Source organism: Orbaceae bacterium lpD04 (assembly GCA_036251935.1).
Taxonomy (GTDB): domain Bacteria; phylum Pseudomonadota; class Gammaproteobacteria; order Enterobacterales; family Orbaceae; genus Orbus; species Orbus wheelerorum.
In genome coordinates this window covers 242,734-266,120 of the sequence record CP133967.1, presented here as the reverse complement: position 1 = coordinate 266,120, position 23,387 = coordinate 242,734, and the positions used below count along the sequence as shown (strand labels likewise).

Here is a 23,387-nt window from a genome sequence, read left to right as displayed (position 1 = left end):
TCCCCCTTATAATCAACTACAACCAGTCACTACATCGCTAAGTGTTAAAATAAACGTTTAGCCGTATTATAAAGATCAAGATCAAATGGACGCTTCATGTTATTAAGCGCATCCATAATATCGTGATGAACTAACTTACCATTTTGAATACCAATACTACGACCACCTTGTCCTTGTATTAATAATTCTACCGCATAAGCACCCATTCTTGAGCCTAATATACGATCATAAGGTACTGGCGAGCCACCACGCTGAACATGACCTAACACGGTAGCTCTTGTTTCATGTTGCACTGCAACTTCAATATCTTTAGCTAACGCATTAACATCTAACATATGCTCAGCAACAGCAACAATTGCATGCTTTTTACCTTTAGCAAAGCCCTGTTTGATTTCTTGAATCAAGTCTTCTTTGGTATAAGCAACTTCAGGAATAATCATAAATTCACAGCCACCAGCAACGGCAGCATTTAATGTTAAATCACCACAGCCACGGCCCATAATTTCAATAACCGATATGCGATGATGAGATGAACAAGTATCACGTAAGCGGTCAATTGCCTCTACCGCCGTTTGTAACGCGGTAAAATATCCAATCGTATAATCTGTTCCACGAATATCATTATCAATCGTGCCAGGTAGGCCAATACAAGGAAATCCTTCTTCAGTTAAACGCACCGCTCCCATATAAGAGCCATCACCACCGATCACAACTAAAGCATCAATACCATTTGCCTTTAAGTTTTCAATCGCTTTTGCTCGGGTTTCTTTTTCTTTAAAAGCAGGGAAACGAGCCGAACCTAAAAATGTCCCGCCTCGAGTAATAATGTCAGATACGCTATAACGATGAAGCTGCTTGATTCGGTTTTCATATAGACCTAAATAACCATCTTCAATACCATATATTTCTATCCCTTCGGTTAAAGCCGTTCTAACTACACCACGGATAGCAGCATTCATACCAGGCGCATCTCCGCCACTCGTTAAGACACCGATTTTTTTTATCATACAAAATAACCTCAATTATTAGATTTTTTACTATTATAGAGACTTAACTTCTCGCCCTCAATAGGCTAAAAATGCAAATTACTTAAAACTTATCTCTCAATTTAGATTTCTCTTTTACTACAATAGATATAGGATCTTGATGAATAATAACTTCTGCTGGATGATATTGTTGTGCAATAAGTTCCTCAATTTTATCGGCAATCGCGTGAGCTTCAAGTAACGGCATATTGTCATCGAGTTCAATGTGCAGTTGTACAAATGTCATAGGCCCTGAGCGGCGCGTTTTTAAATCATGTACACCATGAACTCCGGTAAAAGAAGAGGCAACGGCTAAAATATGTTCATTATCAGCATCAGGTAATGCTTTATCTAGTAAATCTTGAATTGCATCAAATGCAATTTTTAAGGCATTAAAGAGTATATAACAGCTAATTAGTAACGCAAAAATAGCATCAGCATAGATAATACCACACCAACTTAAAACTAAAGCGATAATTACAGCACAGTTCATTAACAGATCAGATGAATAATGTAACATATCAGCTTTAATTGCTTGGCTATCAGTAATTTTAATTATATGTCGTTGATAAAGCACCAAGCTTAGGGTCAAAATAACGGAAACAGATGAGATGATAATACCTAATAAAGGATAATCAATTGGCGTCGGACGGCTCAATAATTTCACGCTATTAAGCAATAAAAAAGCGATGGAACCAAGGATAAAAGCGCTTTGAGCCAATGCAGCTAACGATTCGGCTTTACCATGACCAAAGCGATGATTTTCATCTGCTGGCTTTAAGGAATAACGGATCAAAATGAAATTCATACCTGATGCAAGTAAATCCATCGAAGAATCAAATAATGATGCTAATAAGCTTATCGAACCAGTCATCCACCAAGCAAATAGCTTGATTGCAATTAAGATTAAAGCGAAAATAACTGCAAAGCAGGTTGCTTTTTTAACTAGTTTTTCATAAGAAAAGCTCATATTTACTCACATAAAGCTATCAAAAGACAGCTTGAATATTAACATAATTCATTTATTTTATTGAGGAATATATAATTTTATTTTCTAATAGAATATTATATATATAATACCGATAAATATAATTAGTGAAAATTATAACGTAGTTAAAATATAAAGATAATAAATATTACCTAGCAGGGACAAGGATGAATAAGAAATTACTATTAGTTGATGATGATCTTGAAATAACGGCCTTATTAAAAGAACTTCTAGAATTAGAATGTTTTGTTGTTGAAATAGCACATAACGGTACTGAGGCCCTAACAAAATTTAATGATACTTTCGATTTGATATTGCTCGATATTATGATGCCAGGGGTTAACGGTTTAACTGTCCTCACTCAGCTCAGAACAAAACATACCGTACCAATCATATTACTTACCGCAAAAGATAATGAATTAGATAAAATTATTGGCCTTGAGCTCGGCGCGGATGATTATATTATTAAACCGTTCAATGATAGGGAGCTAATTGCTAGAATTAGAGCGACCTTAAGAAGAAAGTATTGGGATATATCGCCATTACACAATGGAGATCCCACTCCGGTAGAGTACAATATTGATGGTTTGAAAGTAAATGTCAGGCAGCAAGCGGCTTATTTTGAGAATAAATATATTGATCTAACTGGTACAGAATTTCAAATTCTACTCAAACTACTCGAACAACCCAGTAAAATCATTTCTCGCGACACGTTAAGTGAATCAGTATTAGGAAAAGAATTTTTGCCTTTTGCTCGCTCAATCGATGTGCATGTATCAAACCTACGTAAAAAGTTGCCTACTCGTAAAGATAAACTACCATGGATAAAAACACTACGCTCAAAAGGATATTTATTTGTTACAAATAATGAGCCAACATGAGAGTTTATTACTAGATAGGAAATAAATAATGTGGATCTTTGATAGATTAACTTTAAGAATATTTGCAATATTCTTAATTACGGTGGCTTTTTTCCTAGCAATTATTGTAATAATACCTGATTTTGATGCCAGAAATTTAACCTATCTATCAGATCAGGAAAAACAAACGGGAATCAAATTAGCCAAGTCAATCGAGCATGATCTAGTCAAAGTTCCCAAAAATAGCTTTCGTTGGTGGATGCGCTTTATGGTTGTTATGGATAATTTGCAGCCAGCTGGCCAGCGACTTTATATCATAACCCCGAATGATCAAATAATCACATCTGATACCAGCAATATAGATCTTATCCGTAACTTTAGTGAATTAATCAATAAAACCGATACACCAGCAAAAAAAATCTATGATGCCAATGATATTATTGGCCCATTTGGCATAACGTATAATCATGAAATATACCGCTTATATATTATGCAAATAGCAAGCAATCCCCAATCACCTTTTTTAGATCTTATTTTTGACCACCCTTTTTTATTACTAGCAGTAACAATGCTTGCAAGTTCACCCTTTCTATTATGGTTAGCCTGGAGCCTTGCAAAGCCAGCAAGGCGATTAAAAAAAGCGGCTGAACAAGTTGCTAGAGGAAATTTTACCCAGTGGCCAGAACTTGAAAAATTTGGTTCATCTGAATTTAAAGCAACAGGTGCAAGCTTTAATCATATGCTGCGTGAACTTAAACGTATGCAAGATATACAGCAGCGTTTATTATCAGATATCTCTCATGAATTAAGAACACCATTAACTCGCTTACAACTTGCCGTCGCTTTATCAAAAAGAAAATATGGTGAAACGAAAGAAACTGAGCGAATCGAACTTGAAGGAAAAAAGCTCGATGTCATGATTGGCGAACTACTTTTGCTTGCAAGGCAACAACATACAAATAATGAAAGCCAAATTCCCTACCAAATTAATAAATTATGTAAACACTTACTTGATAACGCAACTTTTGAAGCTGAGCAATTAAATAAATCATTTACGCTCACATCTAAATTACCAGAACAATGGATTTTATGTTATCCACAAGCCTTATGTAGTGCACTAGAAAACGTTATTCGTAATGCTTTTCGCTATTCTTATCACCTTGTTGAAGTCAATTTTAAAATAATAAATAATCAATTGCTCGTAACAATTGATGATGATGGGCATGGCGTTGCCGAAAATGAGTTAACGCAGATTTTTCGCCCTTTTTATCGTACGTGTGAAGCGCGAGATCGCGAATCAGGCGGAACAGGTTTAGGGCTTGCAATTGTAGCGAATGCCGTAAAACAAGATAATGGTGAAGTATATGCTGAAAAAAGCCACCTTGGCGGACTAAGAATTGTGATAAAATTACCACTTTATAACAAGCAATAAGAGAAATTAGCGTGTTAAACGTAGTACTTTTTGAACCTGAAATTCCGGCTAATACTGGTAATATTATTCGATTGTGTGCTAATGCAGGATTTAAATTACACATCATTGAGCCAATGGGTTTTTTTTGGGATGACAAAAAACTTAGGCGAGCAGGTCTAGATTATCATGAATTTGTTGAAACGAAACGCTATCATAATTTTAGCGAATTTTTAGTCAGTAATCAGTTAATACTGGCACAAACTAATCGTTTATACGCAATGACAACTAAAGGTTCAAAGCCTCATAGTGAAGTTAACTATAAAATGGATGATTACTTACTGTTTGGCCCAGAAACGAGAGGCTTACCACCGGAAATACTTGACCCATTACCAATCACACAACGGATCCGCATCCCAATGCTTGCCAATAGTCGTAGCATGAATTTATCTAATTCGGTTGCTGTTGCAATTTATGAATCATGGCGGCAACTTAATTACCAAGGCGCGAACTTATAGTAAAAAAAACCGCAAATATTGAGGGCACTTCAAATTGCGGTTTTTTTATTGAAAACTGGGTTTACTTCACGCGCGATACATATTCACCTGAGCGAGTATCGACTTTTAGTACTTCACCAATTTGAATAAACAGTGGAACACGAACAACAGCGCCAGTTGATAGCGTAGCAGGTTTACCACCCGTACCCGCTGTATCACCTTTTAGGCCTGGATCGGTTTCAATCACTTCTAACTCAACAAAATTAGGTGGCGTTACGGAAATTGGTTGCTCATTCCACAATGTTAAAATACATTCAGCTTGTTCAACTAACCATTTTGCATTATCACCAACTGCTTTAGCATCAGCAGATAATTGCTCAAACGACTCATTATTCATAAAATGCCAAAACTCACCGTCGGTATATAGATAAGTTAAGTTCATATCCATAACGTCAGCAGACTCAACCGTATCGCCTGATTTAAAAGTTTTATCGACAGTTTTACCTGACAGTAATTTTTTAATTTTTACGCGGTTAATTGCCTGACCTTTACCTGGTTTGTAAAATTCATTTTCAACTATTGCGCAAGGCTCACCATCTTGCATTATTTTAAGACCGGCTTTAAACTCACTAGTACTATAAGATGCCATACAAGCTCCAAAAATTCTGAATATCAAAAAATGAGCCACATTATACAACAAAATTACTCGCAGCCAAATAAAGAAGCATGGATTTATGATCTTGGCCAAGTTATTACGGACTTAAACGATCTATTTAGTCAATTATCGATAGATATCGCAACGATTTCGCCTACAGTATTAGCGGCTAAAAAGCAGTTTCCCCTACGTGTACCAACTAGTTTTATTAGTAGAATGGAGCAAGGCAATTTAAATGATCCCCTTTTACGTCAAATTCTATGCGATGAAAAAGAGATGAATATTGTTGATGGCTATAGTTCAGATCCATTAGATGAACAAAATAATGTCATTCCAGGATTACTGCATAAATACCATAATCGTGCTCTTTTGATAACTAAAACACATTGTGCAATTAATTGCCGTTACTGTTTTCGTCGTCATTTCCCTTATCAGAAAAACCAAGGGAACAAATCAAATTTAACTAAGGCATTAGACTATATTGCAGCTCATTTAGAGCTTAATGAAATTATATTATCTGGCGGTGATCCGCTAATGGCGAAAGATCATGAACTAAGTTGGTTAATTAAACAGCTTGAAGGTATTGCTCATATTAAGCGATTGCGTATTCATAGCCGTTTAGCCATTGTGATCCCAAATAGGATCACCGACCAATTATCTAAGATATTTGCTCAAAGCCGCTTAAATATCATTTTAGTAACTCATATTAATCACCCAAATGAAATTGATCAGTCAGTTATTGATGCTATGCATAAACTTAAGTGTAATAACGTCACACTACTAAACCAGAGCGTACTACTAAAAGATATTAACGATGATGCACAGATCCTTGCTAATTTAAGTAATAAATTATTTACAGCAGGTATATTGCCTTATTACTTACATGCTTTAGATAAAGTTCAAGGTGCGGCGCACTTTTTTGTAGATGATAACGTAGCGCAATCCATCATGCGCGAGCTTGCCACACAAGTGTCTGGCTACTTAGTACCAAAATTAGCACGAGAAGTGGGGGGAGAAAAAAATAAACGATTAATTCCTTATTAAAGAAGGATTCAAATTCGTTAAAATATTGTTGTAAGATATTATTATAGTGAAATTTTTATGTTTCTTACTCATAATCCATACAAATATTTAGCCTGCTGCCAAAAAAGTGATGGCACCAGGCTTATCGAATATCGCACTATATGCTTTTCGTAAATTTTGTCATCATATTTAAATGCGCTAAATGATAATTAATCAACAGTCAAATCACGCGTATTTAAATCATATGGCGTTAGCTGATAAACATAATAATTAAGCCAATTACTAAATAATAAATAAGCATGGCTACGCCACGTTGCATGAGCTACTTGTTTTGGATCATTATCGGGAAAATAGTTTTGCGGAATATCAGGATTTAATCCTGCATGTAAATCACGAAAATACTCATTAGCCAGTGTAAATGAATCATATTCAGGGTGCCCGGTTACAAATGCCATGCGCTTATCTTTAGTTGCCATCAAGTAAGCACCCGTAATGTTTGATTCAGCTAGAATCACTAGATCGGTTTTTTGACGAATAATCTCACTTGGAAAATTTGCATAACGTGAATGGGGCGCTAAAAAAGAGTCATCAAAGCCGCGAGTTAAAATGGCCTTTGGATCAGTAATATTATGTTGATAAACGCCAGATAATTTATGCTCACGCGTCAGTTTTGGTAAACCATACAAAATATTTAATGCCGCTTGAACGGCCCAACACACAAATAGTGTTGATGTAACATGTTCTTTTGCCCATTCAATGATTTGAGTTAACTGTTGCCAATATACAACATCATCAAATTGCACTTTACCAAGCGGTGCTCCTGTAATAATTAATCCATCAAAATTTTGGTCTTTAATATTTTCAAAATCACGATAAAAGCTATCTAAATGCTCAGTAGGTGTATTTTTTGATTCTCGTTGATCAATACGCAATAACTGAATATCAACTTGAAGTGCTGAGTTTGATAATAATCGCAAAAACTGATTTTCGGTTTCTATCTTTTTGGGCATTAAATTCAAAAAAAGGACTTTTAATGGCCGAATTTCCTGACTTTTGGCACGACTAGCTGGCATGATAAAAATGTTTTCATTGCGAAGTACATCAACTGCCGGCAATGTGTCTGGAATACAAATAGGCATAATAAGCTCCTAAGATAATTACTTTATCCATTTATACGTTTAGACGTCTAGAAATCCAAATATACTGTTTTTTAAATAATTTGTCGAGTAGTTAATTAATGATTAGCCAAGGCTAAGATGCCCTTTGTCGATATATCAAGCAGCATTTAATGAACAGTTATTTTTATCTTGTTTAAATTCAAATGGTAATAAAAATTAATAATAAAAAAATAGTCTCTTATTCATTTTTTTATCAATAAACCCGCAATAGCCATAAGGGAATTAAAAACAAATTAAAAACAGAAAAGTATTAAGCGTTCCACAATCAATATAACTATTTCTAGTTACCTTATCGGTATCAATTAGAATGCATACAGCATTATGTTAATAATGTTCCAACTATTTGTTTTATAAAAAAGTTTTTTAACTATAAGAGGTTTTTATGCCTAAACAAAAAAGTTATGTGCGTTTTCATGTGGCTATATTGATGCTATTTGCTACCGTAATAAATTATTTGGACAGAACGGTAATGTCAGCTGCTGCACCAATGATTGAAAAAGATTTACATATTTCACCACAAGCAATGGGCTGGATCATGTCAGCGTTTTTTTTAAGTTATGCCTGTTGCCAAATTCCTGCAGGATTTTTAGCTGATAGGTTTGGTCAACGTAAAACATTGGCAGGTTCAGTAGCATGGTGGTCAATTGCAACAGCTGCAACGGCGCTAGCAACGTCTCCTGCTGGATTTATCTTTGCACGAGTTTTTATGGGCGTTGGTGAAGCTGCTGCCTATCCTTGTAATGGCGGCGTCACAGCAAAATGGTTTCCAGATAGAGAAAGAGGCCGAGTTACCGCACTATTTGACAGCGGTTCACGTTTTGGTACCGCATTTGCAATGCCTCTTGTGGTATGGATTATTAGCCAATGGGGCTGGCACGCTGCGTTTTTTATCTGTGGTGGGTTAGGGCTTGCTTGGGTTGTTTGGTGGTTAATTGTTTATCAAGACCCCGAAAAACACCCAACTATCAGCACCGCAGAACTTAAATATATTCGTGATGGACAAGTTAAAAAAGAAGGAATTGATAAAGTTCAACCGATGAAATGGTATCAATTACTTAAATATCGTAATGTTATTGCCATGTGTATTGGATTTTTCATGTTGAACTATGCCGTTTATTTCTTTATTACTTGGTTTCCAACCTACTTGATGAAAGAACGCGGCCTAAGCTTAACTGAAATGGGCTTTGTTGCGATGCTTCCGCCATTATGTGGCGTAATTGGTCAATGGATTGGTGGCTGGTTACTGGACTTTGTTTATATCAAAACCAATAATCTTAATATCGCGCGAAAAATTAACTTAGTGGGTGGAATGTTAGTTGCAACACTAATTACTTTTGCAGGATTAGTCGATTCAATCACTATTATGATGGTCTTACTTTGTGCATCTTATGTTGGGCTTGCTTTTGCTGGCTCTGCAATTTGGTGCCTACCTGCTGATATTGCGCCAAGAAACATGACTTCAGTTCTTGGTGGGATCCAAAATACAGTATCAAATTGTGGCGGCTTTTTAGGGCCAATTGTAACGGGCTATATTATTGGTGCTACGGGTTCTTTCATGTATGCACTTATGGTATCTGGCGCGGCTTGTTTAATCGGCGCATTAGTTTACCTATTTATGTTAAAAGATATTAAACCAATTATGCCAACTAACTCGTAACGTAATGAGATGAATAGATGTAATTAAAACATCTATTCATCTTGCAAAGAAAATGCACTATCATGCTTTAATGGATAATATAAAAAAATATCCAACTAAAATTTTATATTGGAAGTTAATCTATGAGTCGAAACCAAACATTACGCCAAAATACGATTAATCAATTTATTGATTGTATCAATAACCATATTATTACCTTTCCACTCCCTTCTATTTCTATTTTAAGCGATACGTTTAATGTCAGTAGAACCACTATTCGCGCTGTATTAAATTATTTATTAGAAATGGGGGTATTATCAAATCACGATAATCAATATCAATTATTACGTAAACCAAATGATAAAGATAAAATTAACGTCATTTTTGAAAAACGAATAATACAAGATGAGAGATTTGAGCAGTATTTTTATCACTTAATTAATAGCCACAAATTATTACCCGGTGATAAATTTAGCGAAATTCAATTAGCTAAAGACGCGAATGTCAGCCCAATTATCGTTAGGGAATTTTTATTACGCTTTTTGCATTATGGCTTAATCAATAATTATCGTAAAGGAGAATGGCAGCTCATTGTTTTTGAAAAAAATTATGCAGAAAAACTTTATGAATTTCGCAGTATTTTAGAAATATTTGCGCTGCGTTCATTTATGGCACAGCCCAATAATCATATTAATTGGACTAAAGCGAAAGAATTGCTTCAACGGCATAAAAACCTACAACAAAATATCAATAATGATTATTCGATTTTTTCAACGCTTGACCGAGATTTTCATCAACTCATTCTATCTTGCAATGATAATCCTTTTTTTGTGCAATCATTCGACTTAATCTCCGTCATCTTTCATTACCATTATCAGTGGGATAATAGCGATTTAAAAGAGCGTAATAGCGTTGCAGTAAGCGAACACATAACAGTTTTAAATGCGATCTTGCAAAAAGATGAAACTAAAGCGATTGCGGCACTATGCAAACATCTTGCTACAGCAAAAACATCGATGCAAGACTCAATTGATCGTTCACTTAAAATTAAAAACAGATAAAAAACAAAAAACTTAAAGCTCAGGCACGAAATATAAAATAATTTAAAGAACCTTTTTACCGCTACTATATAGTTCTCTTTACTAACAATTACACCATGTAATATAAAGAGAGCTTTTTATTATGAATAAACTACTTAATCGTCAGAATTTCCCTGGTCCTGCTTATCCTGAAAAAATTTTGCAGTTTGGTGAAGGTAACTTTTTAAGAGCTTTCGTTGATTGGATTATTGATAACCTTAATGAAAAAACAAATTTTAATAGCGGCATCACAATTGTTCGACCAATCGATACCAAGCAGCCAAAATTAAATGAACAAGATGGATTATATACAACTGTCATCCGAGGCATCAATGAAAAGGGTGTTGCGGTTGCTGAGCCTAAAATCATTTACTCAGTTAATCGCGAAATTTCTGTTTATCAGGAGTTTAATGAGTATCTAAAATGCGCTGAAAATCCTGAATTAGAGTTTATCTTTTCAAATACGACTGAAGCAGGAATTACTTTCAGTGATAAAGATAAATTCACCGATACCCCACCAACCACATTTCCAGCTAAATTAACCGTTTTCCTTTATCATCGTTTTAAACATTTTAATGGTCAAAAAAAGCAAGGTTTAATTATTATTCCTTGTGAATTAATCGATTATAACGGCGAAAAATTAAAAGAATATGTGATCAAATATGCCAAATTATGGAATTTAGATCCCCATTTTATTAACTGGCTTAACGATGCCAATACATTTTGTTCAACACTCGTTGATCGTATTGTTACGGGTTATCCAAAAGATGAAGCGGCTAAACTTGAGCAAGAACTCGGTTATCAAGACAAATTTCTAGATACTGCTGAATATTTTTACCTCTTTGTAATTCAAGGCCCGAATTGGATCAGAGATAAACTTAAACTCAATGACGTCGATATGAATATCTTAGTTGTTGATGATATCAAGCCTTATAAAGAGCGCAAGGTTGGTATATTAAACGGCGCACATACTGCGATGGTGCCGGTCGCATACCTTGCTGGGATCCGAACTGTTGGCGATGCAATGGCAAACCAAAAAGTCGAAAACTTTGTTAAAAATTTATTAAATAAAGAAGTGATCCCAACATTATCTTTAGATAAAAATGAGCTAAATCAATTTGCTAGTGATGTATTAAATCGTTTCAAAAATCCGTTTATTAAACATGAGCTAATCGCAATTTCATTAAATTCATTAACCAAGTTTAAAACGCGGTTACTACCACAATTGTTAACCTATAGCCAAAAATTTAACCAGCCACCAAAATATATCACTTTCGCATTATCAGCGTTAATTGCGTTTTATCATGGTCAATACCATGGTGAAAAGATCCCTTTAACCGATGATAAACATCTATTAGACCGTTTTGATACTTGGCGACCTTTGTATCAAAGTGATGTCAGAAAATTAGTCTCAAATGTGTTAGGAATGACAGATCATTGGGAAAAAGATCTAAATACTATCCCAGAACTTACCGACCTTGTAACAAATAACCTTAAAGCGATTTTAACCAATGACATCAAAACCGTCATTCCACAGAATTAATTATTTAGGAGCAAAACATTATGTCAAACATGAAATATGTTGTTATCCCAGAACCGGGGAAAGTTGAAATAAAAGAAATGGAAAAACCCGTTTTGCAAAAGGGTGAAGCAATTTTAAAAGTGATTTATGGCGGCATTTGTGGTTCCGATATGGGCACCTATAAAGGCACATTCCTTTACGCTAGTTACCCACGTATTCCAGGCCATGAGTTTTCGGCTGAAGTCGTTGAAGTTGGTGAAAATGATCTGGGCATTAAAAAAGGTATGGTTGTAACGGCCAATCCTTATTTTAACTGTGGCAAATGTTATTCATGCCGTCGCGGATTTGTTAACTGCTGCACAAGCAATCAAACACTTGGTGCACAGCGTGATGGTATTTTTCGTCAATATTACAGCATGCCACTTGAACGTATTTATGATGGTAAAGGTTTAGATGCGTTAACGCTTTCAATGATCGAACCATTTTGTATTAGTTACCACTCCGTGCAACGAACAGCCGTAAAAGAAGGCGATAAAGTATTAGTTGTGGGGGCAGGCCCAATTGGCTTATTTGCAGTGATGGCAGCTAAGTTAAAAGGTGCTGAGGTTTATGTAAGTGATATGATGCCAAATCGCTTAGAAAAAGCGTTAGAAATTGGCGCATCTGGCGTTATTCGTACCGATAAAGAAGACTTTGCCCAGCGCGTAAAAGAAATTACTAATGGCGACGGCTTTGATGTGTGTATTGAATGCGTTGGTTTACCACAAACGTTCCAAAACTGCATTGACGCGGCAGCATTTAGAGGACGTATTGGATTAGTTGGTGTTGGTAAGCAAAAACTTGATTTTGCCTTTACCCAAATCCAGACCAAAGAACTCGATATTTCAGGTTCCCGTAATGCACTTAAAGCAGACTTCATTGAGCTAATTGATTTAGTCAAAACCGGTAAATGTGATGTTAAAAGTATTATTACCGATATTTATGAATTAAATGATGCAGAAAAGGCATTTAAAGAGATGGCTGAAGATCCAGCAAGCCGCTTAAAATCAGTCATCAAAATCGGGTAATTAGTACATGAAGGCAACGGTAGACAATCGCTGCCTTTACTTATCAATATTGGAGCGATAGCGCATGAAAAATATCATCAAAATAAACGAAAACGATAATGTGGTTATCGCTCTCGAAAATATAAATAAAGGTGATAATTTAGAAATTGGTAACATTAGCATTAATGTAACAGAAGATATTCCTTCTGGGCATAAGATTGCGATTAATCCAATCGATCAAAATCAAAATATTATTAAATATGGTTTTCCTATCGGGCATGCAACGTCGGCAATACACATTGGCCAGCATGTACATACCCATAATGTAAAAACGAACCTTGGGGAACTAAACGAATATCAATATCTACCGACACCAATGCAAGTCGATAGCGAATTTTTAGATCGTGATATTGAAATATACCGCCGCGATAATGGCGATGTGGGGATCCGTAATGATCTATGGATCATTCCAACCGTCGGCTGCGTTAATGGGATAGCGCAGCAAATATGTAAAAAATTTATCGCCCAACTCGCGAAACAAGGTGAAGATTTTGAAAGTGTCTATGTGCTTACCCATCCTTATGGCTGCTCTCAGTTAGGGCAAGACCATAAAAATACCCGTACCATTTTACAAGATATGGTTAAACATCCTAACGCGGGCGGCGTTTTAGTTATCGGGCTTGGCTGCGAAAATAATCAACTCAATGCCTTTCGTGAAACACTCGGTAATTATAATCGTGATCGCGTTAGTTTTATGACCTTACAAGATGAAGCTGATGAAATTAATACCGGTTTAAATCACCTTAATGAACTTTATCAACAAATGAAAGCCGATCGACGCGTTACAGGTAAACTTAGCGAACTAAAATTTGGTTTAGAGTGCGGTGGATCTGATGGGCTATCGGGTATTACGGCGAACCCATTATTAGGGCAATTTTCTGATTATGTTATCAGCCATGGCGGTACTAGCGTATTAACTGAAGTTCCTGAAATGTTTGGTGCAGAAAAGATTTTAATGTCTCACTGCATTGATAAGGTAACCTTCGATAAAACGGTTGATATGGTTAATGATTTTAAACGCTATTTTATGCAATATAATCAACCAATTTATGAAAATCCATCACCCGGCAATAAAGCTGGCGGCATTACAACGTTAGAAGATAAATCACTAGGTTGTACTCAAAAAGCGGGAAATAGCCAAGTTGTTGATGTGCTCGCCTATGGTGAGCGCTTAACCAAAGTAGGGCTTAATTTACTGTCAGCACCAGGAAATGATGCGGTTGCAACAAGTGCATTAATTGCTGCCGGTTGTCATATGGTTTTATTCTCGACAGGGCGAGGCACGCCTTATGGCGGCTTTGTGCCAACGGTAAAACTGGCAACCAATACACCACTTGCACTAAAAAAACCCACTTGGATCGATTTTAATGCTGGGCAATTGGTGAATGGTGTTTCTATGCACGAGTTACTAAGGCAATTTATTGATCTTATTGTCGATATTGCCAATGGCAAGCAAAGTTGTAATGAAAAAAATGAGTTTAAAGAATTGGCTATTTTTAAGAATGGCGTAACAGAGTAGTATCGCTTTTTTATTAAGCCATAAGTCCTAAAAAACTTTCGTTCAAAACTTATCGTACTATATGTTTTTAATGTAAAACCAATAACAAGATAATAAACGATATTAGGATAAATTAAATAGATAAAAAAACCGATAGCCTTTTATGACAAATGACTATCGGTTTTATCATCACAAAGATTATTAAAATTAAAAACGCAGTTGAGCACCAAACATCAAACCAAGGTTGCGATAGCTATGATCACCTTTTTGATAGCCTAAATTCACCCAAATATTGGTATTTTTATACAGTGTACTTTCAATACCCGTTTTGATTTCAGCAATATTACGCGCCCCTGATTGGTATACGCGATCATTATTCATCTTAATTGAAAACGGTTTACTATTATATAACCAGTTAGTTTCAACAAAGATCTGACCACCAAAATCAGGCGTGGCTTTATTCGAGTCAAGTACAGCCCTTAACCCTAATCTTGTTTGTAAATTATTACCATAGCCACTTATTTTTGAACCATTTGATTCCGTATGATCATCCGCATCAACGCCCATCCAAGTCATTTGTCCTTGAGGTTGTAGCCATAAGTTATAATGCTTGGCCGCTGCAGCTAGGAAAGTATAACCACTTTCGAGTGAAGCATTAACGCCGTTCAAATCATATTTCTCGGTATCTAAATCTTGACCATTAACGGAGCCATCTAAATCATTCCACATGATCCAGCTATCAATATATGCTCCCGTTTTATTCTCATCATTTTGGTACCACGTACCATAAACACCCACGCTGTAACCATCAATTTTTCCTGATGAGTGATAACCTTTAAGGCTTGCATCGACATCATTTGAGCTTCGTCCATACCCACCCATAAGACCTAAATGCAAGCGATCAGTGTTATTTGATGACCATGTGGCAATATCACCCCCGAGTTGGGTAACTGTCCAATTATTTTTAACATCAAATTGACTACCAACACCAAACTTATTATTGCTATATTGGTAACGTAACCACATGCTGGTTGTTTTACGCTCTCCAGTTGCGAAATCAATGTAGGTGGTTTCACCTTGGCGATCATGTAGACGTAAATTGAACATACTGTTTGCTGCAACAAGATTTGCTAGATATGAACCTGCTTCTGGACGTAATACATCTTCACTTGGCGTTGGCGTTGGAGTTGGGTCAGGATCTGGGGTTGGATCTGGATCTATCGTTTCGTCAAATTTCGAAGTTAAATACCAATTACTTGCGTTAGCACCATTAGCCCCTTTGACTAAAGAATAATCGTAAGCTCCCGCAACAATGCGTCCATTTTGCTCAAAAGTCCCGGCAGAATTACCGTTTACATCAATAATTTCAATGCCATTAATCGTTTCAGCACCAAGTCCACCAATGTTATTTACCTGTACATAAGTATTACCCGAAGTATCACCATTAATAATTAATTTATCAACCGGGGAATTGTCGCCAGCAAGCTGACCATTCATAATAATAAGGCCATCATTGCCGACATAGTTACCACTAACAGTTAAGGTATGAGGTGTCGTGGAATTAGACATAAATTCAATCGTAGAATGATCATTGGTTAAATTGGTTAAATTTGAATCAGCATCAAATTGCCAAATTGAACTATTACTTAACGTCATATTAGCAGCGGCTGAATCCGCAGTTTGTACTTTCCCAATAACTGATGAGTTACCATCAACTAGCAAGTTGACAGTTGTAACACCTTGATCCCATTTTGGCGACTCATTACCTGTAACGATATAGTTTTGTACATCCATTAAGCCTGAGTTACCTTGCAACAAGCTATTATCACTTAATTTAACATCTAGCTTACCGCCTTGTGTTGCTATGCCATAGCCCTGCTCCGATGTAATATTTGACTTGACTAAACTCACCGTTGAGCCACTTATGACATTATTATTTTCAGCCGTTCCAACAAGCATATGAATACCATCAGCCGCTAAGCCATGGGTTAGAATCGAACCATAATTTAAAAATACATTGCCGGCATATTGAACCAATGCACCATGAGCACCATCACCGAGCGTTTCAACTTTCGCCGTATTATATATATAGGTATTACCATAATCGTAACTATAAACACCAACAGAATTCGTTCCTTGGGTTGTTACCTGACTGGTATCTAAATAGACATTAGCACCACTGAGTGACCATACGCCATAAGCATTATTACCAAATGTATTAACAGTAGAACGACTGTTAAAGTAGACATTATTATTGTTAGAGTTTGAGTTAGGATTAGATATTGCAACAATACCAACACTTCCAGCACCATTGGTAATAATATGCGAGTTATCCCAAGAAGAGTTCGCTCCGAAATAACCGCCTATTGTTAGTTGCTCGCTATAAATCCCGTAAGCCTTTTTGCCAGATGTTTGCACAGTTACGTTTTTAATATCGGCTTTAGTTTGTATTGATGTGCTATATTCAGTGTTTGCACCGCCAAGATCAAAACCATAGGCACCATCATTAACGGTAGAAATCGTTCCGTTAGCGATCTTAAGCTGCGCTCCCATAGTAGCTGAAACACCGTAGCGGCCCGCGGTAATATCAAAACCATCAACATAAGTAGTATTGATTGCGCCATTTCTTGATACACTGCCATTTAAGTTTAAACCATCACGACCGGCATTAATTTTAATCATAGTGTTAGTCGCAGTTAAATCAACTAATGCAGATCCAGTGCTTGATAATCCATCGCTATCTGACGTAATGGTTAGATCATGACCGACGAACTTAGATAAATCACCAGTTACGTTTGAATCATGCCCGATCCCTTGCACATCAATGCCTTTACAGCTTGTTTTAGTACAACTAATGGTCGTATTCTCAGCCGTTGCTTTCGCGCCAAACAACACAGATAGTGAGCCACCTATCGTACTATTTGTAATCGCCGCTTCGGTGCCATTGTTCTCAACACGGATATCATCGTTGAAACTTTCGTTGAGGCCTTCTAGCTTATCATATAAATGGTTAGGCTGTTTATCATTGATATAAAGGGTTTCAGCTTGAACGACATAGGTGCTCATTGATGCTATTGCGGCTAATAATAAGCGGCAGATTAATGATTTTTTTAAATATGAGGAATTGTGCACTTGTAGTACCTTCTTAAAATAAAAATGGTCAATGGAAGTGAAGAGTAATTGTTATACTTTAAACCACAAAATTTTATGCATGGTATAGCCAAATTTGATTTAAATCAAGATTGCTTTCGAGTATAAAAGTAAAGAAATGGCAAGTAAAATAAATTTGCATTAGGTTCAAAACGTAAATCTGTTTATTCGAACTTATTTGCCTATTTTCACGTGTAAAGTTATTGTCTTTTCATTTTAAATAGAGAAAATACATCTATTTTATAATCTTAAATATTACTAAAATATTTTGATACAATCCGTTATCATAAATCTAAATAAAATAAATAGAGAAATAGCTATGCGCATACTTGTTGTTGAAGATGAAAAGTCTATTTTGACAGTCTTAGCTAAACGCTTATCTCAAGAAGGGTATAGTGTTGATATGGCTTCTGATGGCCAAGAGGCTTTAGGCTATATCGAAATGGGGATTTACGATTGTATTGTCATGGATGTCATGTTACCCATTCAAGATGGCCTAACTGTGCTTAAGCAGATGCGTAAAAAGCATAACAAAACGCCAGTACTCCTTTTAACTGCAAAAGACGGCATTGGCGATAAAGTCCTTGGCCTTGATGCGGGCGCTGATGATTACTTAGTTAAACCATTTATCTATGATGAACTTTCTGCCCGTATAAGGGCCTTGCTACGCCGCAATAGTGAGCAACTATCAACTGTATTACAATTTGCCGATTTAACCTTAGATTTAACAACTAGAGCAGTTACACGCAATGGTAAGCACATTGAACTTTCCGCAAAAGGATTCACTATTTTAAGCTATTTTTTACATAACCCAAATAGAGTATTAACGCGCGATCAAATCATTGATCATGTCTGGAATTTTGACTATGACAATGACTCAAATGTTATTGATGTCTATATTGGTTATTTACGCCGTAAAATTGATGATGGCTTTGATAATAAACTGCTCCATACCGTGCGCGGTGTTGGCTATGTATTACGAGATTATAATGAAAAAAATTAGTATTCGAACACGAATAACCTTATGGTATACCTTAATGCTAATGATTTTTTTAGCCATCGGGGTAACCGGCTCATATAATGCCATGTATGACATATTACTTGAACAACACCGAGTCGGTATGCAAAAAGGCGCTAATAATCTAGCACGCTTAATTACTCGTGCTGATAATAGTGCTCAATTAGCTGTGCTTGAAAGGAAAATGCTACCGAAAGATATCTACTTTGTCTTTTTTAATAGTCAAAATCAAGTTAAGGCTGGTCAATATGAAACTTGGATGACTGAAATTCCCAAACAGTTAGAACAAATACGCACTGTCGAGCGCGACGGCCAATACTGGTTCATTTATGATAATCCTATAAATGAAAACGCCAATGGGATCAGTTGGTTTAGAACAACAATAGAAACCACTCCCACTTTTCAAGCGTTAAAATCAATGCGTGAAAAAGGGATTATTTCCATTATTCCTTGTTTATTATTAGCAGCTTTAGGTGGCTTTTTTATTACTCGCTGGGGGCTAAAACCGATTAAAAAGATCGCGAAAACAGCCAAAGAAATCGGTGATGGAGACTTATCTAAACGCATTGAGCTTATTGCCGCAAAAGATGAAATAGGTGAGCTACTCACTGAATTTAATCATATGGCAGATAATGTACAAAGTGTTATTGAAAGAGAAAAACAGTTTAGCTCAGATGCATCACACGAAATTAGAACACCAATATCAGTTATTATTACCAATGCAGAATATGCGATAGAAAGTAAAGATTTACAAGTTTGTACGCAAACCTTAGCGCTGATTATTAATAAAAGTAGGCATATGCAGCAAATGCTGTCTCAGCTAATGATCCTTGCACGAGGTAATGAACAAGCCCAAGCGATGGAACTTGAAAACCTTGATATTAGTAATATTATTAGTGATATTGCCGAAGAACGAACGCCGAGAGCAAAAGAAAAAAATATAACCATTCACGTTGAATCTGAAAAAGAAGTTATCGTAAATGCAGATCTCATGTTGCTTTCAAGAATGATAACCAACTTGATTGATAATGCCGTTCAATATGGCACTGAAGATGGCTATATCAATATTGATATTTATAAAGATAAGCCAGCACAAAATGCGGTTATTCTAATTGTTGATAATGGTATCGGTATTGCGCAAAGCGATCTCCCTTTTATTTTTAACCGTTTTTATCGCTCTGACAAATCACGTTCTCAATCAGGTTCTGGATTAGGATTATCTTTTGTTGATTTTATTGTAAAATTGCATAAAGGAAGCATTGCCGTTGATAGTCATTTAGGCAAGGGAACATGCTTTAAAATCGAATTACCATTGGCGAAAAATCCTATTTAACGGCTAAAAAGGCCACGCTAAATACTACCGATGCTAAGCAAATATTTACTTAACATCGGTCAAGCAATGATTAGTGACTTGCAATATTGTGATAGCGACCAGCCATCGCTTTAAATACCATATTTTCATCTTTGATTAATTGGTAATGCTCATTAATTAAATTAATCTTAGATGAATTAACGGTATTAATACTATCTAAATAATCTTTAAATTCACTTTTACCACTTTGATAACGTTTATCGTATAACTGCATTATTTTAACGTTAGCCGTAAATTGTTGCTGAGAGTTATCAAGTATAATTCGATTATTATTATAAGCTTGATAATAATAGGCAACTTCGTTTAATGCGGTATTAATACTATTTTCAAAATTAAGCTGAGCCGTTTGATAATCCGTTTCTGAAATATGAATATTATTACTTACGCGATCCCAATCTAAAAAAGGTAAGCTAATTGAGATACTGCCTAATAAGACCGGAAAATCAAACGTATTACCAATATTATTATCCGATGAGTTAATTGCCGTTTTTAGTGTAATTGCCGGATACCAGCTTTTATTTTGTGCTGCTAAATCTTTAAATGCCGCCTCTAATCGTAACTCGCTCGCTTTTAGATCTGGGCGATTAGCCAGTACAGATAATGGAATATCTAAATCAACAGCCAATGGTTTTATCATCGTCATATCGGGATAATTAAGATTAAGCTTATCACTTGGTTTTAAGTTTAATAAATTGCGTAATGTCTGTTCGTTCTCTTTTAACTGTGTTTGATAAGTTAATAAACTATTTTCATCACTTTTAATTGACTGCACAATTTGCAGCAAATCGAGTTCATCTGTTTTACCTTTATAATATTTAGCACTCGTTACATTGTTCATCTGTTGATAGTTAGTTAAGCTACTTTGTGTTGCAGTGATCGCCGCATTTAAATAAGCTAAATTATAATACACATCAATAATGCTATTAATTAATGTTAAACGTACATTATCAACATCAAATTGTGAGGCTTGATACTTAGCAACATTTGCATCGGCTGAATCATGTAATTTTTGCAAAACATCAAGCTCATAACTTAAGCTTAACTCTCCTGAAAAACTACGATTCTTATTAAAACTATCGTGCTTATAGGTATTACGGCTAGTTGTCGCACCTAAATCACCAGATAATGTTGGATATAAATCAACTTTACTTAAATTAGCTTCATACATTGCTTTTTGCATCGTAAGTAAGCTTTGTGCTAAATCAATATTATTTGCAAGTCCCTGCTCGATTAACTTATCTAATTGCGGATCTTGATAAGCTTGCCACCATTTTTGGTCAACAAGGTAATCATTAGCCACTTGCGGCGTATAGCTTAATTGCGAAGTAAGTGAATTTTGCTGATATGAGCTATTACTACAACCAACAAGTATAAATGAGCACAGTAATACTAATTTGGTGATGGCATTTATTTGCATTTTCATTACTCCCTTGTTAATGCTTCAATTGGATTAAGTTTAGCGGCATTTTTTGCAGGCATAAAACCGAAAACTACCCCAATTAGCATCGAGAATACAATGGATAACACCATAATATTGGTCGAGAAAGAGAGCGTAACCACATCCGCTAAAAAAATCCCTAGCACAAGCCCAATTAAACCAGAGAATATCAATCCCAATACACCGCCAATCATACAAATTAACACAGCTTCTATTAAAAATTGCTGCATGATATCAGCTTGCTTGGCGCCAATTGCCATACGCAATCCAATTTCTTTAGTTCGCTCAGTAACGGATACCAGCATAATATTCATTACCCCAATACCACCAACAATTAATGAAATTAATGCAATACCTGATACTAATATTGTCATCGTACTTGTTGTACTTTCTATCGTTTTTTTGATGCTATCAGAGTTAATTGTAAAAAAATCTTTACTACCATGGCGCTGAGTTAATACTTGAATAATATTCTCTTCAGCTTGCTGTGAACTCACGTTGTCAGCAACTTTTACCGTAATCGAACTGATATATTTCCCACCCGTTACTTTATTCATCACAGTTGTATAAGGCGTCCATAACGTTAAGGTATCGGAGGACATGCCTACAGTTGTGAGTTTTTGTGCAACGCCAATAATTTTTAACGGTTTTTTATTAAAAATAATCATTTTCCCTATTGGATTTTCACCATTAGAAAATAGCTTATTTTTTACATTTTGATCAATAACCACGACAGAGGCATTATCTTTAACATCTTGTGGACTAAAAATGCGTCCTGATTCAATTTTAATACCTTTAACATCAAAATACTGTTCACCAACGCCATTAAGCTGTGCGCTAACAGATTCATTAGCAAATGTAATTGTGCCACTAGTCGAGCTATTTGGAGTGGTACTATCAATATAGTTTTGTTGTGTTAAATAGTTTGCATCACCAACGGTTAGTGTTTTTATCTTATTAGAGCGCATATCACCAAAATTCTTACCGGGTAAAATATCAATCGTATTTGTTCCCATCGAATTAATATTTTCCATAATCGTTTTTGTTGAGCCTTGCCCGAGTGCAACAACGGTCACAACAGAAGCAATACCAATAATAATACCTAACATTGTTAAAAGTGAGCGCATTTTATGTGATAAAATCGCTTGAATAGACATTTTAAACGATTCACATAGCATATATTTATAGTGCGAAAACACATTGCGAGTAGTGGTTTTTGTTGGAGTTAAAGATTGGCAAATATCTTCATTTTGACGGTGATCGGCAATAATTATTCCATCTTTAATTTCAATAACTCGGCTTGCATAATTAGCGATATTTTTATCGTGTGTCACTAAAATAATCGTGTGACCTTTACGGTGTAAATCCATGATGATTTCCATCACGTTTTCACCGCTTTTAGAATCAAGTGCACCGGTTGGTTCATCAGCTAAAATGATCTCGCCACCATTCATTAAAGCTCGCGCAATACTAACTCTTTGCTGTTGACCACCTGAAAGCTCATTTGGCTTATTATCTAATTTTTCACCTAATCCTAAATCGCCTAATAATGATTGGGCTCTCGCTCTGCGCTCAGTAATATTAGTGCCATTATAAATAGCGGGTAGCGCAACATTTTCTAAAGCACTTAAATTTCCTAATAAATTGTAGCGTTGAAAAATAAAACCAAACGTTTTAGAGCGCAGCTCGGCTAGCTGGTTATTATTCATTTGGCTTGTCTCAACACCATTGATCTGATAAGAACCCGATGAAGGCGTATCAAGACAACCGAGTATATTCATTAATGTCGATTTACCTGAACCTGACTGACCGATGATCGCGACAAAATCACCCTTTTCAATAGTCAAATCAATACTTTTTAGCGCATAGACTTGGTTGTCTTTATTACCAAAAAGTTTGTTAATTTGACTGATCTTAATAATATCCATTACTTA

The 23,387-nt window shown here is 35.8% G+C and carries 18 protein-coding genes; 11 read left to right on the top strand and 7 right to left on the bottom strand.

Going from position 1 to position 23,387, the window contains the following annotated elements; translation table 11 throughout:
- Positions 1 to 44: 44 nt before the first annotated feature.
- Positions 45 to 1,007 (bottom strand): 6-phosphofructokinase, encoded by a 963-nt coding sequence (gene pfkA / locus RHO14_01190; protein WVD71431.1) that lies wholly within the window; start codon positions 1,005 to 1,007, stop codon positions 45 to 47.
- Between the two features lie 82 nt (positions 1,008 to 1,089).
- A complete protein-coding gene (locus tag RHO14_01185; GenBank protein WVD71430.1) occupies positions 1,090 to 1,995 on the bottom strand; it encodes a cation diffusion facilitator family transporter in 906 nt (301 codons plus the stop codon).
- Positions 1,996 to 2,180: 185 nt separating this feature from the next.
- Here RHO14_01185 and RHO14_01180 point away from each other — a divergent pair, with 185 nt between their 5' ends.
- From RHO14_01180 to trmL, 3 genes are read left to right on the top strand one after another with little or no spacing between them, the layout of a single operon-like run.
- Positions 2,181 to 2,894, top strand: a complete 714-nt coding sequence (locus RHO14_01180; protein WVD71429.1) for a response regulator — start codon at positions 2,181 to 2,183, stop codon at positions 2,892 to 2,894.
- A gap of 34 nt (positions 2,895 to 2,928) precedes the next feature.
- A complete protein-coding gene (gene cpxA / locus RHO14_01175; protein ID WVD72484.1) occupies positions 2,929 to 4,305 on the top strand; it encodes an envelope stress sensor histidine kinase CpxA in 1,377 nt (458 codons plus the stop codon).
- An 11-nt stretch (positions 4,306 to 4,316) separates the two neighbouring features.
- Positions 4,317 to 4,799 carry a tRNA (uridine(34)/cytosine(34)/5-carboxymethylaminomethyluridine(34)-2'-O)-methyltransferase TrmL gene (gene trmL, locus RHO14_01170; protein ID WVD71428.1) on the top strand — a complete coding sequence of 161 codons (483 nt, stop codon included), beginning with the start codon at positions 4,317 to 4,319 and terminating at the stop codon, positions 4,797 to 4,799.
- A gap of 61 nt (positions 4,800 to 4,860) precedes the next feature.
- Here trmL and efp read toward each other — a convergent pair whose 3' ends face one another.
- Positions 4,861 to 5,427, bottom strand: coding sequence for an elongation factor P (gene efp, locus RHO14_01165; GenBank protein WVD71427.1), 567 nt, complete (start codon positions 5,425 to 5,427; stop codon positions 4,861 to 4,863).
- A gap of 30 nt (positions 5,428 to 5,457) precedes the next feature.
- On the opposite strand from efp, the gene epmB reads away from it, so the two are divergent.
- Complete coding sequence (epmB, locus tag RHO14_01160) at positions 5,458 to 6,477, top strand: EF-P beta-lysylation protein EpmB (GenBank protein WVD71426.1); 1,020 nt, start codon at positions 5,458 to 5,460, stop codon at positions 6,475 to 6,477.
- A gap of 188 nt (positions 6,478 to 6,665) precedes the next feature.
- Here epmB and metA read toward each other — a convergent pair whose 3' ends face one another.
- A complete protein-coding gene (metA, locus tag RHO14_01155; protein ID WVD71425.1) occupies positions 6,666 to 7,595 on the bottom strand; it encodes a homoserine O-succinyltransferase in 930 nt (309 codons plus the stop codon).
- Between the two features lie 421 nt (positions 7,596 to 8,016).
- Here metA and RHO14_01150 point away from each other — a divergent pair, with 421 nt between their 5' ends.
- From RHO14_01150 to RHO14_01130, 5 genes are all read left to right on the top strand, one after another.
- Positions 8,017 to 9,291 carry an MFS transporter gene (locus RHO14_01150; protein WVD71424.1) on the top strand — a complete coding sequence of 425 codons (1,275 nt, stop codon included), beginning with the start codon at positions 8,017 to 8,019 and terminating at the stop codon, positions 9,289 to 9,291.
- Positions 9,292 to 9,413: 122 nt separating this feature from the next.
- Positions 9,414 to 10,331: a GntR family transcriptional regulator gene (locus tag RHO14_01145; protein WVD71423.1), complete on the top strand. Its 918-nt coding sequence runs from the start codon at positions 9,414 to 9,416 to the stop codon at positions 10,329 to 10,331.
- Positions 10,332 to 10,452: 121 nt separating this feature from the next.
- The gene (locus RHO14_01140; protein ID WVD71422.1) at positions 10,453 to 11,892 is read left to right on the top strand and encodes a tagaturonate reductase; all 1,440 of its coding nucleotides are present in this window, start codon (positions 10,453 to 10,455) and stop codon (positions 11,890 to 11,892) included.
- 20 nt (positions 11,893 to 11,912) lie between these two features.
- Positions 11,913 to 12,938, top strand: a complete 1,026-nt coding sequence (locus tag RHO14_01135) for a zinc-binding alcohol dehydrogenase family protein (protein ID WVD71421.1) — start codon at positions 11,913 to 11,915, stop codon at positions 12,936 to 12,938.
- A 64-nt stretch (positions 12,939 to 13,002) separates the two neighbouring features.
- Entirely contained in the window at positions 13,003 to 14,496 is a 1,494-nt protein-coding gene (locus RHO14_01130; GenBank protein ID WVD71420.1) for an altronate dehydratase family protein, read from the top strand.
- A gap of 186 nt (positions 14,497 to 14,682) precedes the next feature.
- Here the strand turns inward: RHO14_01130 and RHO14_01125 are convergent, their stop codons facing one another.
- Complete coding sequence (locus RHO14_01125) at positions 14,683 to 17,607, bottom strand: autotransporter outer membrane beta-barrel domain-containing protein (GenBank protein WVD71419.1); 2,925 nt, start codon at positions 17,605 to 17,607, stop codon at positions 14,683 to 14,685.
- 337 nt (positions 17,608 to 17,944) lie between these two features.
- Here RHO14_01125 and RHO14_01120 point away from each other — a divergent pair, with 337 nt between their 5' ends.
- Complete coding sequence (locus RHO14_01120; GenBank protein WVD71418.1) at positions 17,945 to 18,628, top strand: response regulator transcription factor; 684 nt, start codon at positions 17,945 to 17,947, stop codon at positions 18,626 to 18,628.
- Positions 18,615 to 19,976, top strand: a complete 1,362-nt coding sequence (locus tag RHO14_01115; GenBank protein WVD71417.1) for a HAMP domain-containing sensor histidine kinase — start codon at positions 18,615 to 18,617, stop codon at positions 19,974 to 19,976. Before RHO14_01120 ends, RHO14_01115 begins: the two co-directional genes overlap by 14 nt.
- A gap of 70 nt (positions 19,977 to 20,046) precedes the next feature.
- On the opposite strand, the gene RHO14_01110 is transcribed toward RHO14_01115, so the two are convergent.
- Together RHO14_01110 and RHO14_01105 are read right to left on the bottom strand one after the other, a co-directional pair.
- Positions 20,047 to 21,438: a TolC family protein gene (locus tag RHO14_01110; GenBank protein WVD71416.1), complete on the bottom strand. Its 1,392-nt coding sequence runs from the start codon at positions 21,436 to 21,438 to the stop codon at positions 20,047 to 20,049.
- Positions 21,438 to 23,381, bottom strand: coding sequence for a MacB family efflux pump subunit (locus RHO14_01105; protein WVD71415.1), 1,944 nt, complete (start codon positions 23,379 to 23,381; stop codon positions 21,438 to 21,440). The genes RHO14_01110 and RHO14_01105 overlap by 1 nt, the downstream gene beginning before the upstream one ends.
- Between the last annotated feature and the right edge of the window lie 6 nt (positions 23,382 to 23,387).